Origin of the sequence: Haloprofundus marisrubri (assembly GCF_001469955.1) — an archaeon.
Lineage (GTDB): Archaea > Halobacteriota > Halobacteria > Halobacteriales > Haloferacaceae > Haloprofundus > Haloprofundus marisrubri.
The window spans coordinates 250,252-264,406 of the sequence record NZ_LOPU01000016.1; the positions used below are offsets into that span (position 1 = coordinate 250,252).

General features: G+C 64.5%; 10 protein-coding genes. 5 read left to right on the forward strand and 5 right to left on the reverse strand.

The annotated features are described in order from the left end of the window. Positions 1–78 precede the first annotated feature (78 nt). On the forward strand, positions 79–1,431 hold the full coding sequence (locus AUR64_RS04300; RefSeq protein WP_058580704.1) for an FAD-dependent oxidoreductase: 1,353 nt from the start codon (positions 79–81) through the stop codon (positions 1,429–1,431). Between the two features lie 39 nt (positions 1,432–1,470). On the opposite strand, the gene AUR64_RS04305 is transcribed toward AUR64_RS04300, so the two are convergent. Continuing rightward, on the reverse strand, positions 1,471–2,082 hold the full coding sequence (locus AUR64_RS04305) for a DUF6663 family protein (protein ID WP_058580705.1): 612 nt from the start codon (positions 2,080–2,082) through the stop codon (positions 1,471–1,473). Between the two features lie 145 nt (positions 2,083–2,227). Between AUR64_RS04305 and AUR64_RS04310 the strand changes: the two genes are divergently transcribed. Next, positions 2,228–3,349 carry an ATP-binding protein gene (locus AUR64_RS04310; protein ID WP_058580706.1) on the forward strand — a complete coding sequence of 374 codons (1,122 nt, stop codon included), beginning with the start codon at positions 2,228–2,230 and terminating at the stop codon, positions 3,347–3,349. Between the two features lie 82 nt (positions 3,350–3,431). Here the strand turns inward: AUR64_RS04310 and arcD are convergent, their stop codons facing one another. From arcD to mutL, 4 genes are all read right to left on the reverse strand, one after another. Beyond that, the gene (gene arcD / locus AUR64_RS04315; RefSeq protein WP_058580707.1) at positions 3,432–4,910 is read right to left on the reverse strand and encodes an arginine/ornithine antiporter ArcD; all 1,479 of its coding nucleotides are present in this window, start codon (positions 4,908–4,910) and stop codon (positions 3,432–3,434) included. Positions 4,911–5,034: 124 nt separating this feature from the next. Next, the gene (locus tag AUR64_RS04320; protein ID WP_058580708.1) at positions 5,035–6,432 is read right to left on the reverse strand and encodes a dihydrolipoyl dehydrogenase family protein; all 1,398 of its coding nucleotides are present in this window, start codon (positions 6,430–6,432) and stop codon (positions 5,035–5,037) included. 64 nt (positions 6,433–6,496) lie between these two features. Then, positions 6,497–7,456: a bifunctional 2-dehydro-3-deoxygluconokinase/2-dehydro-3-deoxygalactonokinase gene (kdgK1, locus tag AUR64_RS04325; RefSeq protein WP_058580709.1), complete on the reverse strand. Its 960-nt coding sequence runs from the start codon at positions 7,454–7,456 to the stop codon at positions 6,497–6,499. 93 nt (positions 7,457–7,549) lie between these two features. After that, positions 7,550–9,832 carry a DNA mismatch repair endonuclease MutL gene (mutL, locus tag AUR64_RS04330; RefSeq protein ID WP_058580710.1) on the reverse strand — a complete coding sequence of 761 codons (2,283 nt, stop codon included), beginning with the start codon at positions 9,830–9,832 and terminating at the stop codon, positions 7,550–7,552. 232 nt (positions 9,833–10,064) lie between these two features. Here mutL and AUR64_RS04335 point away from each other — a divergent pair, with 232 nt between their 5' ends. The 3 genes from AUR64_RS04335 (at position 10,065) to AUR64_RS04345 (ending at position 14,145) form a co-directional block, all read left to right on the forward strand. Then, entirely contained in the window at positions 10,065–10,589 is a 525-nt protein-coding gene (locus AUR64_RS04335) for a DUF6789 family protein (protein WP_058580711.1), read from the forward strand. A gap of 209 nt (positions 10,590–10,798) precedes the next feature. Further along, the gene (gene coxB, locus AUR64_RS04340; protein WP_058580857.1) at positions 10,799–11,512 is read left to right on the forward strand and encodes a cytochrome c oxidase subunit II; all 714 of its coding nucleotides are present in this window, start codon (positions 10,799–10,801) and stop codon (positions 11,510–11,512) included. A 95-nt stretch (positions 11,513–11,607) separates the two neighbouring features. Beyond that, positions 11,608–14,145, forward strand: coding sequence for a cbb3-type cytochrome c oxidase subunit I (locus AUR64_RS04345; RefSeq protein ID WP_058580858.1), 2,538 nt, complete (start codon positions 11,608–11,610; stop codon positions 14,143–14,145). Positions 14,146–14,155 lie beyond the last annotated feature (10 nt).

Sequence of the window (14,155 nt, forward strand, 5' to 3'; positions counted from 1 at the left end):
ACCCACGCAGAGATAACAAGTGAGTTAACGCTCGCTAGACGAGTAGCGTTCACACGAGGCCGACTACCACAGCCACCTATGTCCGAGAACTACGATTTAATCATTGTTGGCGGCGGAATCAGCGGGGCGTCGTTGCTCTATGCGGTGTCGAACTTTACGGATATCGACCGCGTCGCGCTGTTCGAGAAGGAAGACGACATCGCGGCGGTGAACTCCCACCACACGAACAACTCTCAGACGCTTCACTTCGGCGACATCGAGACGAACTACACGCTCGACAAAGCCGAGGAAGTCAAAGAGGGCGCGGAGTTGCTGGCGGGCTATCTCGAAAACGTCGACCCCGACCGAGAGATGCACGCAAAGCGCAGCAAGATGGTCCTCGCCGTCGGCGACGAGGAAGCCGAGAGTTTGGAGGCGCGCTACGAGGACGAAGGATTCGGCGAGCTGTTCCCGAAACTCCGCGCCATCGGCCGCGAGGAAATCGCAGAGCTCGAACCCGCCGTCGTCGAGGGCAGAGACCCCGACGAGCGACTGCTCGCGCTCCAGACGCCCGACGGCTACGTCGTCGACTACGGCGAAACCTCGGCGTCGTTCGTCAGCGAGGCGACCGAACAGGACGGTGTCGACGTGTACACCGGTACGAAGGTGACGAACCTCGCCGACCGAGGCACCGCCTTCAGCGTCGAGACGGACGCCGGCCGGTTCCACTCGGACGCCGTCGTCGTCGCCGCAGGCTCTCACAGCCTCCAAATCGCCAAGGAGATGGGCTACGGCGAGAACATGTCGCTGCTTCCGGTCGCTGGCAGTTTCTTTCTCGCCGACGACCTGCTGAACGGGAAGGTGTACACGCTGCAGATGAAGAAACTCCCGTTCGCGGCCGTCCACGGCGACGCCGACGTTCACGACGACTCCGTCACGCGCTTCGGCCCGACGGCGAAACTCGTCCCGGCGCTCGAACGCGGCCGACTCTCGACGGTCGGCGACTTCTTCGACGTGTTCGGCCTGAGCGCCGATTCGTTCCTGAGTTACGCGAACATCCTCTCGGACCGCATCCTGCTGCCGTACGTGCTCCGGAATCTGGTGTACGACCTCCCGGAGGTCGGCAAACGCGCTTTCTTGCCGAACGTCCAGAAAGTCGTTCCCTCGGCGGAACTCGACGACATCGAACGCGCGAAAGGCTACGGCGGCGTCCGTCCGCAAATCGTCGACACCGACGCGAAGGCCCTCGACATGGGCGAGGCGACGATTCTCGGCGACAACATCATCTTCAACATCACGCCGTCGCCCGGCGCGTCGACCTGCCTGAAGAACGCGATGAACGACGCACAGCGCGTCGTGGAGTTCCTCGGCGACGACTACGAGTTCGACGAGGAAGCGTTCCGCGCGGAGACTATCGACCAGTTCCCGCGTGCGGAAGAACTCGAGACGTAACGGGCGCTTCGTCCTTCGTTTCGACAGCAGCAGTGCCCGTTATCGCGGGCAGTCGTACGTCTCCCGCATCGTGTTCGCCAACATTCCTTCCTTCTCGAAGACGATGTAGACGACGACGAACTGACCGTCGTCGGGGCGCATCACGAACATCTCGCGTGGGTCGTCGTCACCGCGTTCCTCGTTGACGCGTGCGACGAGCGGTTCTAAGGGGAGCACGCCGCTTCGGAACTCGTCGAACAGGTCGCGTGCGCCCGGTTGCTCGGCGAACACGTACAGCGCGCCGTTGGGCCGGCCGTCGGTGTCGCGCGTCGTCCGCGAGTTCATCCCCTCGCCCGCGGCGACGGCCTCGTTCCACGTCTCGCGGGCCGCCTCGAACAACCCCGTCACGTCGTCGACGAACTCGACGAGACTCCGTCGTTCGACGGAAACCGCATCGAACGCGGGCGTGCCGTCGTCGTCCCACGACAGCGTCGCCTCCACGACGTATCCGGGACGCAGCGACCCCACCTCGTCGTCGAGACTGCCCTCGTAGCCGTCGGTCCGAACGTACGTCGGGTCGAACGAGTCGTCGTCGAGTTCGACCAACAGCAGTTCGTCGGGGTCGCGCGGGCGGCCGAGCACCCGGTATCGACCGCGCGTCGTCAGTTCCATGTCCGACGTTTCGTCGTCGCAGACATAAGGCGGACGATGTTCGTAACCGGTCGTCCCGACGAGTCACATCCCGACGAGGGAGTGCCACGATAACAAAACTTATTGCAGATTGACTGACTCGCTTATGTATCATCTCTCTCCCCCTATGAAATCTGTTGGTCGAACGTTGGGCTATCTCACTGTTTTCGGACTCGCAGTCGTGACCGCAGCGGTGTACACGCTGCACGGACTCCAAGGGACGAGTTCCATCCCGACGTTCATCTTCGGGGCGTTCATTCCGTTCTGCGTCGCACTCATCTTGTTTCTCTGTGGCATCTGGCTCACCCACCAGGACCTCGACGACGCCAACGTCGCCAAAGTCGGCTTCTGGTGCGTCGCGGGCGTCGTCGTCACCTGCGGCATCGTCGCGCTGATGATGCTGTATCAGTTCTCGGAGGGCATCGTTCTCGAAAACTGGGGCGTCGTCTTCGTCGGTGGGATGACGAGCGGCGCACTCGTCGGCTTTCTCGTCGGCGTCTACGACGTCCGGCGGAAGGCGACAGAACACCGCTTGGCGACCGAACAGGAGCGGACGGCGCGACTCAACCAACGACTGCGCGTACTCAACCGCGTGCTCCGCCACGACGTGCGAAACCACTCGAACGTCATCCTCGGCTACGCGGACCTCTTGACCGAAGACGACGACCACCTCGACGAACACGCCGAGATAATCGAGCGGACGGCACACGACCTCGTCTCGCTCGGCGACAACGCGCGACGAATCGAACATCTCCTCTCGGACGCCGACCGGACGGTCGTCGACCTGCGGGCGTTGGTCGACCGTGAGGTGGCGACGATTCGTGCCGAACACCCCGACGCGCGAGTAGAGACGGCGTACGACGAGGCAGAGTCGGTCCAGGCGAACCAACTTCTCGGCATCGCGGTGAACAACCTCCTCGAAAATGCCGTCGTCCACAACCCCGACACCCATCCGTTCGTCCGCGTCTCGCTCGACGTCGGCGACGACGGACGAATCGACTGCTGTGTCGCCGACGACGGCCCGGGCATCCCCGAAGAAGAGCGCTCTGTGTTTCGGTCGGGACAGGAGACGCAACTCGCTCACGCCAGCGGAATCGGCCTCTGGCTCGTCAACTGGATTGTCGACGACTCGAACGGCAGCGTCGAGTTCGACGACAGAACCCCGCGCGGAACCGTCGTTCGGGTCTCGCTACCCGTCGCCGACGAAGGCGAACTCGCCGAGAACGCGCCGACGCTCGTTCATCGCTGACCGGCGGAGAGTCGTCGTTGGAGAAGTCGTGACCGGCGGTCGGTCGGCGTCACAGATGTCGAGTCCTCACCGGCGGCGGCGGTCAGTCGTCGCCGATAGATTTGACCGCGCCGCGAATGCCTGCGGTGGTGTCCTCGTCTTGGTAGGTGATGCGCCAGCCGGTGACCCCCATGAACAGGAGAATGAACGGCGAGATGAGGCCGAGGAAGTAGTACGGCGCGTACTCGAGCGTCGGCACGCCGAGAACGCCCGCCATGTAGACGCCGCCCGCGTTCCACGGGATGAGCGCGCTCGTCGTCGTGCCCGCGGCTTCGACGGCACGCGAGAGGTTTCGGCTGTCGAGGTTCTTCTCGTCGTAGATGCCGCGCAGACTCATCCCGGGGACGACGATACTCATGTACTGTTCTGCGGCGAGCACGTTCATGCCGAACGCTGAGACGGCGGTGCCGGCGGTGATGCCCGCGACGCTATGGAGACTCTTACTCAGGTGATACGCCAACACCGCGAGCACGCCGGTCCGCTCCAGCAGTCCGCCCAGCGCCAGCGCCGCGACGACGATGGTGATGGTCCACGACGACCCGATGAGGCCGCCGGTCTCCAACAGACTGTTGACGAGGTCGACGCTCGTCTCGGGGGCCGTGCCGTTCTGGGCGACTTCCCAGACGTGGATGAATCCTTCGAGGCTCAGGCGGTTCTGTGCGACCATGCTGGTGAACGCCCCGGCGAACACGCCCGCGGTCAGCGACGGCAGTGCGGGGAGGCCGTACAGCGCGAGGCCGAACGTCACCACCAGCGGCAGGAAGACGAGCGGACTCACCGAGTACGTACTGACGATGGCGTTCTGTATCTCGCCGACGCGGCCGGCGGGAATCCCGCCCGTCGCCGAGAGGCCGAGATAGCTGTAGAGGACGAGCGAGATGAGAAGCGCGATGCCCGTCCCGACGCGCATCGTCCGGATGTGGGTGTAGAGGTCGGTGTTCGTCACCGCGGAAGCGAGGTTCGTCGTGTCCGACAGCGGCGAAATCTTGTCACCGGTGTACGCGCCGGTGAGCACCGCGCCGGCGGTCATCGGTTCCGGCACGCCGAGTCCCGACCCGATACCGATGAACGCGACGCCGAGGGTCCCGGCCGTCGTCCACGACGACCCGACGGCGAAGGCGACACCCGTCGCCAGAAGCGCCGTCACGGGGAGAAAGATGGTCGGCGAGAGCAGTTCCAACCCGTAGTAGATGAGGCCGGGAATGGTTCCGGCGTCAGTCCACGTGGCGATGAGCATGTAGATGATAAACAGGATGAGAATCGCCTGCATGCCCATACGAAGTCCGTCGACGATGCCTTCGTACATCCGCTGCCAGGAGACGCCGTACCAGAACCGACCGACGAGGCCGGTGAGAACGATACCCCACAGAAGCGGCATGTGCGCGTCGAGTTCGAGCCAAATCGCACCGACGCTCAGGAACAACAACATGCCGACGACCGGAACGAGCGCCTGTCCCAGCGAGGGACGCTCGTCCTCGGGTATATCGTCGTACGCCAGCGGTTCGAACGACAGTGATGCCATGTACACCCCACATATGCGGCTGACGCATTTGTATTTGGCTATTCATGCGCCCCACTTATTGTAACTTCGAGAACACGTGATACAGAGTCCCACGCAAGGTGTGAGGGCTATTGGGTCGGAACGTTCAGCGGAGTTCTTTCTTCGCTGCGCGCAGCAACCCGTCGATGATTTCGGGCGTCGTCGGGTGGTACGCGCGGTCCGGAATCTCGTCGACGCGCATCTGGCGTTCGACGACCACCTGCATCGTCTTCGCCATCACGTCGGCGTGGTAGTGTAGGCCTTGATACCCCAAAACAGTCCCATCGTCGGCGTCGACGACGAGTTTCGCCCGGCCGCGGGTGGCGTACTTCGTTTTGAACACGCCGTCGTCGCTGGCCTGCCGCGAGACGGAAATCGCATCCAAACCGGCGTCTGCGGCCGACTCCTCGGAGTGGCCGACGCGGACGTACGGGTACACCGACGCCCCCGAGAAGATGACGTGGTGGTGGACGTTCTCGTACGGGTCGAGGTCCTCGCCCGCGGCGTGCGCTAACACGTTGTCGGCGGCGAGAAAGCCCTGCTCCTTGGCGACGTGGAGAATGGGTTCGTGCCCGTTGACGTCGCCGACGACGAACACCCGGTCGTCGTCACGGGCCTGCATCGTCTCCTCGACCCACCCCTCCTCGGATTTCAGCCCCGCCGCGTCGAGGTTCAACCCGTCGACGTTCGGCCGCCGACCCGTAAAGAGGAACAACTGGTCGGCTTCGACGAGTTCCTCGGCGCTTTCGCCGGTGAGGTACATCCTGACGCCGCCGTCGTCGGTTCGCTCGACGCGCTGTTCGGAGACGTTCGTCCGCACGTCGATGTCGAACTCCTCTCGATACAGCGCCAACAGGTCGTCACCGAACTCGTCGTCGGCCTCGTCCATCGGTCGGTCGTCGTGTTCGATGACGGTGACGTCGACGCCCGCCTCCGAGAGGTACGCGGCGAGTTCGACGCCGACGTAGCCAAATCCCATCACGATTCCCGACTCGCCGAACTCGGTGGCGTCGAGTACGTCGGCGCTCGTCGAGTAGGGCACCTCGTTTAGTCCGGGCGTGTCGGGGACGTTCACCGCAGAGCCGGTGGCGACGACGACGTAGTCGGGGGTCAACTCTCGGTCGCCGACAGCGAGCGTCCGTGCCCCGGTGAAACGCGCGTTCTCGTGAACAAATTCGACACCTTCTCTCTCCGCCAGCGAGTGAACCGCGCTCCGGCGATGCTCTGCGAAGTTGGTGATATGGGCGTCTTTCGAGGCGACGACGCGTTCGAGGTCGATGTCCGGCGGGTCGCCGACGAGACGTTCGTCGTGGCGGGCGTGATAGCGGTGTGCGGCCGCCGACAGCACCTCTTTGGAGGGCATACAGCCGCGAAGGATACAGAGGCCACCGCCGGGTTCGCCGCCGTCGAGGAGCGTCAGTCGGTCGACTTCGTCCGCGTCGGCGAGGCGTTCGGCGACGGCGACGCCGGCGCTCCCGTACGCTCCGATGATGGCGACGTGCATACCCGATAAACGGCCGCGTGAAAATTAGTCGTTGTGCCCGAACGTCCCGACTCCGACCAGCGGTCTACCGCGAGATGCCAGCGCCGTCTTCGCCGACGACGGCGTCGACTTCCTCGGGTGTGACCACCGCAATGTCGCCGTCGATAGTTCGCTTCAGCGCCGCCGTCGCCGCCGCGTATTCGAGTCCAGTCGCCACGTTCTCGCCGTCGAGTCGCGCCGCGAGAAAGCCGCCGACGAAGGCGTCGCCGGTGCCGACGGCGTCGACGGTGTCGGCCTCGTAGACGGGTTGGTCGTACGTCTCGCCGTCGTGCAGCGCGAGCGCACCCTCGTCGCCGCGGGTGAGGATGACCGTCTCGAAGTCGTAGTCGTCGGCGAGTCCGGAGACGAGGTCCTCGGGCGTTCCGTCGCGGCCGAGCACCTCGCGGGTGTCGCGTTCGGCGGCGACGAGCACGTCGACGGCGTCGAACAGCGCGCGGTAGCCGACGGCGGCCTCCTCGGGCGTCCAGAGCTTCGAGCGGTAGTTCAAGTCGAACACCGTCGTCGTGCCGGCGTCGTTCGCCGTCTCCAAGAGCGTCGCCGTCGCTTTGGCCGCTGCTTCCGACAGCGCCGGCGTGATACCGCTGGTGTAGAACATCTCGCTCTCGCGGATGCGTTCGGTGGGGAGTTCGTCCGCGGAGACGGTGGTGATGGCGGCGTCGGCACGGTCGTAGATGACGTTCGTCCCGCGGGGCGCGCCGCCGTGTTCGATGTAGTACGTTCCCATCCGCGTCGCGTCGTCGTCGCTCCACGCCACGGGCGTGTCGACGCCGTGGCTCTGCAGTTCGACGGTGACGCGCCGACCCAGCGGCGAGTCCGGGAGTTTCGAGAGCCACGCGGAGTCGAAGCCGAGGCGGGAGACGGCGGCGGCGACGTTGCTCTCCGCGCCGCCGATGCGGAGGTCGAGGTCGTCGGTCGTCTCCAATCTGTGTCCCTGCGGCGGCGAGAGGCGAAGCATCGTCTCGCCGAAGGTGACGAGGTCTGTCATGCTCCTCCGTTCTTGCGAGGGTCACATAAGTACGGGGAGTTGCGGCGGATATACCCCGATTGTGGACTCCCCGCTGTACCGCCTACTCGCCGATTACTCCTCCACCCGCCGCCCGGCGTGGCCCGGATAATCGCGCTCGAAGCGCGCTTCGATGTCGTCGCGGCCGAACTCGATAATCACGGGCCGACCGTGGGGGCACGCGTACGGGTTTTCGCACGCATCCAACGTCTCCAACAGTTCTATGACCGACCCCTCGGTCAGCGACGTGTTGCCCGTGATAGAAGGGTAACACGCCAAATCCGCGAGCAGCGAGTCGGCGACGGCGTCGACGGTTCGCTCGCCGCCGTCGTTCTCCTCGGCGACGAACGCGCTCACCACGTCGCGGAGCAACTCGGGGCCGAGCGTCGCACCGAAGACCGCCGGCACGGTCCTCACCTCGACGATTCTGTCGTCGGTGCGTCCGGCGTGGAAGCCGACCTGCGCCAGAGCATCAGAATACTCCTCGAACAGCGCCGCCTCCCGGGCGGTCAACTCCAGTTCGACGGGGTCTGCGAGCGCCTGTGTCGGCGTGTCGCCCGCGAGTTCGTTCTGCAACCGTTCGTAGTTGACGCGTTCGTCGGCGGCGTGTTGGTCGATGAGGACCAACCCACTGGGCGTCTCGGCGACGACGTAGGTGTCGTGGAGTTGGCCGAGCACGCGCATCCGCGGCAGACTGTCGAACGTCGTCTCCGGCGTCGCGTCGTCGCCCGACAGCGTTCGCTGTGTCGTCGGCGCGGTGATTCCGCCCGAAAAGTCGATGTCGTCCGTCTCCGTCGATGTCTCCGGATGACTCGCCGCCAGCGACGACTGTTCGCGTTCGGCGTTGTCGACGCTCTTGGAGCTCTCGGCTGTCGACCCGACTGTCGACGGGTGTTCTGGGGTAGATGCTGTCTCTTCGGGGGCAGTGTCCGTCTCCGACGCGCTCGCTCCGGTGTCGATAGCTGGCGTACTCGTCTCGTTTTCGCTCTCTGTCGACCCGGTCGGTCGGTCGGCCGCGGCTCTCGGGGCGCTGCCCTCTGCCGCCGACTCGTCCGAGCGAGACGACGGAGGCGACGCATCGCCGAACGACTCCGTTCTGTCACTCTCACCGTCCACTCGCGTCGCTCGCCGGTCGACGCGACTCGTCCGCCCGGCCACGTCGCTCGCGGCTTCGTGGGCGGTGCCCGCGCCGCCGACGACCTCCGTCTCGTCTCTCTTGCCCGGTTGGACTTCCGTCTCGTCGGGCGCGGAGAGTCCCCGCGGCGCGGAGGAGCGGACGAGGCCGTGGTCCAGAAGGGCTTCTTCGACGGCGTCGGTGACGGCGCGCTTGGCGCTGGACTCGTCGTCGAAGCGAACCTCCATCTTTCGCGGGTGGACGTTCACGTCGACGGCGTCGGGTTCGACCTCGACGAACAACACGGCGAACGGGTAGCGGTCGGGAGCGAGTTGCCCGCCGTAGGCGTCCAAGACGCCTTCGCGAAGCGTCGCGGCGGTGACGTAGCGGTCGTTGACGAACGTCGAGAGGTACTCGCGGCCCGCGCGGGTGGTTTCGGGGTGGCTGACGACGCCCGACACCGACTGGACGGGACCGGGTCCGGTGGCCTCGAAGTCGACGTGGACCATCGCCTCGGCCACTTCGCGGCCGTAGACCGACAGCACCGCCGACGGTAGGTCGCCGTTGCCCTCGGTGGCGAACACCTCGCGGCCGTTGTGTTCGAGCGAAATCGCAACGTCGGGGTTCGCCAGCGCGTACTGCGTGACGACGGTGTTGACGTGGTCGAACTCGGTGGGGTCGGTCTTGAGAAACTTCTTTCGGGCCGGTGTGTTGAAAAAGAGGTCGTCGACTTCGACGGTCGTACCGGCCGGACAGCCTGCGGGCCGAAGCTCCCCGGAGTCGCCGCCTTCGACGGTGAGTTCGGCACCCGCTCCGGCCGTGCCACTTGCGCCGCCAGCACCGCCGTTGCGCGGTTTCGACCGAACGGTGAGCCGAGACACCGCGCCGACGGTGTGCAGCGCCTCGCCGCGGAAGCCGAGCGTTCCGACGCCCGCATCGAGGTCCGAGATGTCGCGTATCTTGCTCGTCGTGTGTTTCTCGACGGCGCGTTCGAGGTTCGACTCGGTCATCCCCTTTCCGTCGTCGCGGACGCGGATGCCGTCTTTCCCGCCGTTCTCGACGGCGACGGAAACCCGAGACGCGTCGGCGTCGAGACTGTTCTCGACGAGTTCTTTCACGACCGACGCAGGGCGTTCGACCACTTCGCCCGCCGCGATTTGCCGAATCGTCGCGTCGTCGAGCGCACGAATCTGTGGGTTATCGGTGGTAGCCTCGGTTTCGTCGCTCTCCGGAACGTCGCTCACGGGGCGGTCACCTCGACTCCGCGTCGAGTCGGACTGGTCCGCTGATTCATGAACGGAGCTACCGAGAGCAACCTACTTGAACGCGCGGGTCACTGCGGTCCGTTCGACGGGCGCGGCGTCCAAGGGTGCTGACTGTATTCGTCGGCATCCACCGACGTACGTCACCGGCAGAGAGACACGGCGATATTGTCAAATGTTACCATTTAACAATACTCGTCGGGTAGCCTCTAGTATGGCGACGAACGGGGGCGTAAGCGAATCGGAGAGTACAGCAATCGACGGGAGAGTCGTCGAGGATGCAGCCATTCCGATTACGATTCGCGTCGTCGCCGTTGCGATGGCCGGCGGGTTGCTCGGAACGGTGCTGATGTTGCCGGTGCTCGTCGGCGTCCCGGCGGTGTTCGGACTGTTCGACACCGCACCCGTGACGCGCTTTGCCGGATTCGCGGGGTATCTCGGCGTCGACCCGACGCTGGCGCTCGGCGTCGTGCTGTTCGGTGTCGGCGGAACCGTCGTGTTACCGCTCGTGTTTCTCGTCGTCGGGTCGTTTCTCCCGCCGGGCCAGCCGAGAGCGCTCCGCGGCGTCTCGCTGGCGACGATTTTCTGGTGCGGGTTCGTTCCCGCGTTCTGGCCGACCGGTGGAGTGCTGACCGTCGCCCTCTATCTCGTCTTCTCGCTTCTGGCGCACTGGGTGTACGGAGTGACACTCGGCACGGTGCTGGACCGGACCATCGGCATCCCACAGCACGACGTTTGAGGGCGACTCTCTGATTCTCTCGTCCTTCTTGCGTGCTACCGAGCGTTTCTCCGGCCGATGTGGGAGCAGTCTCCTCGTGCATTTAAACCACCACACGATTGACACCATCTACCGTACTCATCGCTCCGTCGTACTGTCTCATTTACGTCACAAAATTGGTATATAGGGTTGCTAACATCCTTACACTAGGCTAGGTGGTAGCAATGCTCATGGGACTGCGGTACGTCCTGTCCGCACTCGCCCTGCAGTCGGAGTTGATTCCACGCGGGTCCAGAACGTTCGTGTTCCAGCGAATCTTTGTCGTCTTCTTGGTTCTCGGGACGCTCGTCGGCATCGTCGTCATCACCTACATGCTCTACACGGCGTACAGATATCGTGACGGCGAGGACCGCGCCGACGACGGAGTCGACCGCCCGACACTCGGCGAACTACCGAGCGTCGGGAGTGGAGGCGGCGGACGAAAACTCCTCCCGTCGTTCACGCTGAGCGTCGTCATCGTCATTTCGCTCATCTCGTGGACCTACGGGACCTTGTTGTTCGTCGAGGAAGGTCCCTCGGCCGAGGAATCGATGGAGGTTCAGGTCGAAGGCTATCAGTTCGGCTGGGAGTTCACCTACGAGAACGGTCACACGACCGACGGCGTCCTCCGCGTTCCGGCGGGTGAACCGGTTCGGTTGCGCGTCACCTCTGCGGACGTGTTCCACAACTTCGGGGTCCCCGAGCTAAAGGTGAAGACGGACGCGATACCCGGCCAGCGGACCGACACGTGGTTCGTCGCAAACGAGACGGGCAACTACACCGCACAGTGTTACGAACTCTGCGGCGCGGGCCACTCGTACATGACGGCGGACGTCGTCGTCATGGAACCCGACGAGTACCGCGAGTGGTACGCAAACACCAGTAACAGTTCGAGTGCATCATGAGCGAGCGACGGCCACCGACCGACACTGACGATGGAACCGCCGGCGAGAGCCTCCCCGACGACGGAACTGTCGGCGAGCGCGTACCCGATGGGGGAATGACTGACGGTGGGACCACCGACGGCGGTACAGCCCACTCGGACCGTACGTTCGTGAGCGGCGAACACGACGCCGACGGCCACGCCTTTCCGTCGACGAGCGAGATACGTCGGTGGCTGGTCACGACCAACCACAAGGACGTCGGCATCCTCTACGTCGTCACTTCGCTCTTTTTCCTGCTTCTCGGCGGGGTACTCGCGTTGCTCATCCGCGTTCAACTGTGGGCACCCCGGGCCGTCGGCGAGACGATACTCAACCCCGCCGCGTACAACCAAGCGGTCTCCGCACACGGCCTACTGATGGTCTTTTGGTTCCTCTCACCCTTCGCGTTCGGCTTCGCCAACTACGTCGTCCCGCTGCAAATCGGCGCGAAAGACCTCGCGTTCCCGCGACTCAACGCACTGAGTTACTGGCTCTATCTCGCGTCCGGCCTCCTCTTTGCCGTCTCCTTTTTCCAAGGCGGCACCTTCGCGGGCGGTTGGACGATGTACGCGCCGCTGAACGTCCCGACGTTCATGCCCGACGTCGGCGCGAGTACGGCCGTTCTCGCCCTCGTTCTCTTCGTCACCTCCGTCACCGTCTCCTCGGTCAACTTCATCACGACGATACATCGGATGCGAGCGGAAGGGCTGACGCTCCGCAATCTGCCGCTTTTCACGTGGACTATCCTTCTGACCGTCTGGATGATGCTGTTCGCCTTCGCCGCTCTGTTGGCGGCGTTGCTCATCCTCTCGTCGGACCGCCTGCTCGGGACGACCTACTTCGCGCTGGAGTCGCCGGGCGGGTCGCTGCTGTGGACCCACCTCTTTTGGTTCTTCGGCCACCCGGAGGTGTACATCGTCTTCTTCCCCGCGCTGGGCGTGATGGCCGAGACGTTCCAGACGTTCACGGGTCGCCGTATCGTCGGGCGCAAGTGGTTCATCGCGGCGATGATTCTCGTCGCCCTCCAGAGCTTCGTCGTCTGGATGCACCACATGTTTCTCACCTCTATCAACCTCCAAATCAAGACGCTGTTTATGGTGACCACCATCGGCATCTCGCTCCCGTTCGACCTGATGGTGTTCGCGCTCATCTACACGATGATAAAGGGCCGAATCCGATTCACGACGCCGTTTCTGTTCACCTTCGGCGCACTCTTGCTCTTCATCATCGGCGGCATCACCGGCGTCTTTCTGGGGGCCGTCGTCCTCGACTACGAGTTCCGCGGCACCTACTGGGTCGTCGCGCACTTCCACTACGTCATGGTCGGCGGCGTCACCGCGCTCGTCGGCGGCCTCTACTACTGGTTCCCGAAGATGACCGGCCGAATGTACGACGAGTTCTTGGGGAAACTACATTTCGGCCTCTACTTCGTCGGGTTCAATCTGCTCTATTTCCCGATGTTCGTCGCGTGGCAGACGCCGCGGCGGGTGTTCGACTACGCGCCCGGTCTCGCCCCGTGGCACAAACTCGCCACCATCGGCGGGTTCGTCCTCGCGGCGTCGTTCGTCGTCATGTTCTACAACCTGACGAAGAGCGCGTTCGCGGGCGACCCCGCCGAAGACAACCCGTGGGCGTACTCGACGACCGCCGAGTGGGCTATCCCGTCGCCGCCGCCGCTGGAGAACTTCCCCGGCGTTCCGACGTACCGCGACGGGACGCTCTCGTTCCGGAGTGACGCGCCGCAACTGACGGCCGAAGCCGACGGCGGGACGGCGGTCGGTTCGACGTCGTCGGCGACGCCGCCAGCGGCGTACGACGCCGCCCGAGAGGCGCACGACGAACCCGCCAGTCACGCGAGCATCTGGCCGCTCGCGCTGAGCGTCGGGATGTTCGTGCTCTTCTTCGGCCTCTCCGGACTCCGAGGCGGGTCGTTCGTCTCCGGTGCGATGGGGGCCGTCTATCTCGCGTCGTCGGCCGTGGGCGGCGCAGTCACCTTCGGGTCACTTCTCCTGTGGGCGCTCGAACCGTTCGACGCGCCGGCGGGCGGGTTCGGCGAGGCGTGGCCGTTCGCCGGCGTCGAGAACGGCAAAGTCGGCATGTGGGTGTTTCTCGCCTCAGACGTGGTGCTGTTCGGCGGCGTCATCGGCGCGTACGTCTTCACGCGCGTCGCCTTCGGCTGGACCGGGTGGGAGCCGATTCCGACCGACCCGATTCCCGGCCTGCTGAACACCTACATCCTGCTGACGAGCAGTTTCACCGTCGTACTCGCACTCGTCGCCGCCGAGAAACGCAGTCGTATGGGCGTTGTGGCGAGTCTCGTCGCCACCTTCCTCCTCGGCGTGGGCTTTCTCGTCAACAAAGGAATCGAGTGGCAACACCTGTTCCACGAAGGCCTGTGGCTCTCGACGAACGTCCGCTCGTCGACGTTCTTTCTCACCACCGGACTTCACGCGGCGCACGTCATCGTCGGGTTGCTCATCACGCTGTTCCTCGTCGCTCGCGCGTGGCGCGGGGCGTATCTCGACGACAGTCAAACGGTGGAGTACTTCGGCCTCTACTGGCACTTCGTCGACATCGTCTGGCTGTTTCTCTTTCCGCTGTTCTACATCCTGTGAGGTGACCGAG

Excerpts from the sequence above, each read along its gene's own strand:
- AUR64_RS04300 (WP_058580704.1), top strand. The coding sequence starts at position 79 with ATGTCCGAGAACTACGATTTAATCATTGTTGGCGGCGGAATCAGCGGG.
- AUR64_RS04305 (WP_058580705.1), bottom strand. The coding sequence starts at position 2,082 with ATGGAACTGACGACGCGCGGTCGATACCGGGTGCTCGGCCGCCCGCGC.
- AUR64_RS04310 (WP_058580706.1), top strand. The coding sequence starts at position 2,228 with ATGAAATCTGTTGGTCGAACGTTGGGCTATCTCACTGTTTTCGGACTC.
- arcD (WP_058580707.1), bottom strand. The coding sequence starts at position 4,910 with ATGGCATCACTGTCGTTCGAACCGCTGGCGTACGACGATATACCCGAG.
- AUR64_RS04320 (WP_058580708.1), bottom strand. The coding sequence starts at position 6,432 with ATGCACGTCGCCATCATCGGAGCGTACGGGAGCGCCGGCGTCGCCGTC.
- kdgK1 (WP_058580709.1), bottom strand. The coding sequence starts at position 7,456 with ATGACAGACCTCGTCACCTTCGGCGAGACGATGCTTCGCCTCTCGCCG.
- AUR64_RS04335 (WP_058580711.1), top strand. The coding sequence starts at position 10,065 with ATGGCGACGAACGGGGGCGTAAGCGAATCGGAGAGTACAGCAATCGAC.
- coxB (WP_058580857.1), top strand. The coding sequence starts at position 10,799 with ATGGGACTGCGGTACGTCCTGTCCGCACTCGCCCTGCAGTCGGAGTTG.
- AUR64_RS04345 (WP_058580858.1), top strand. The coding sequence starts at position 11,608 with ATGACTGACGGTGGGACCACCGACGGCGGTACAGCCCACTCGGACCGT.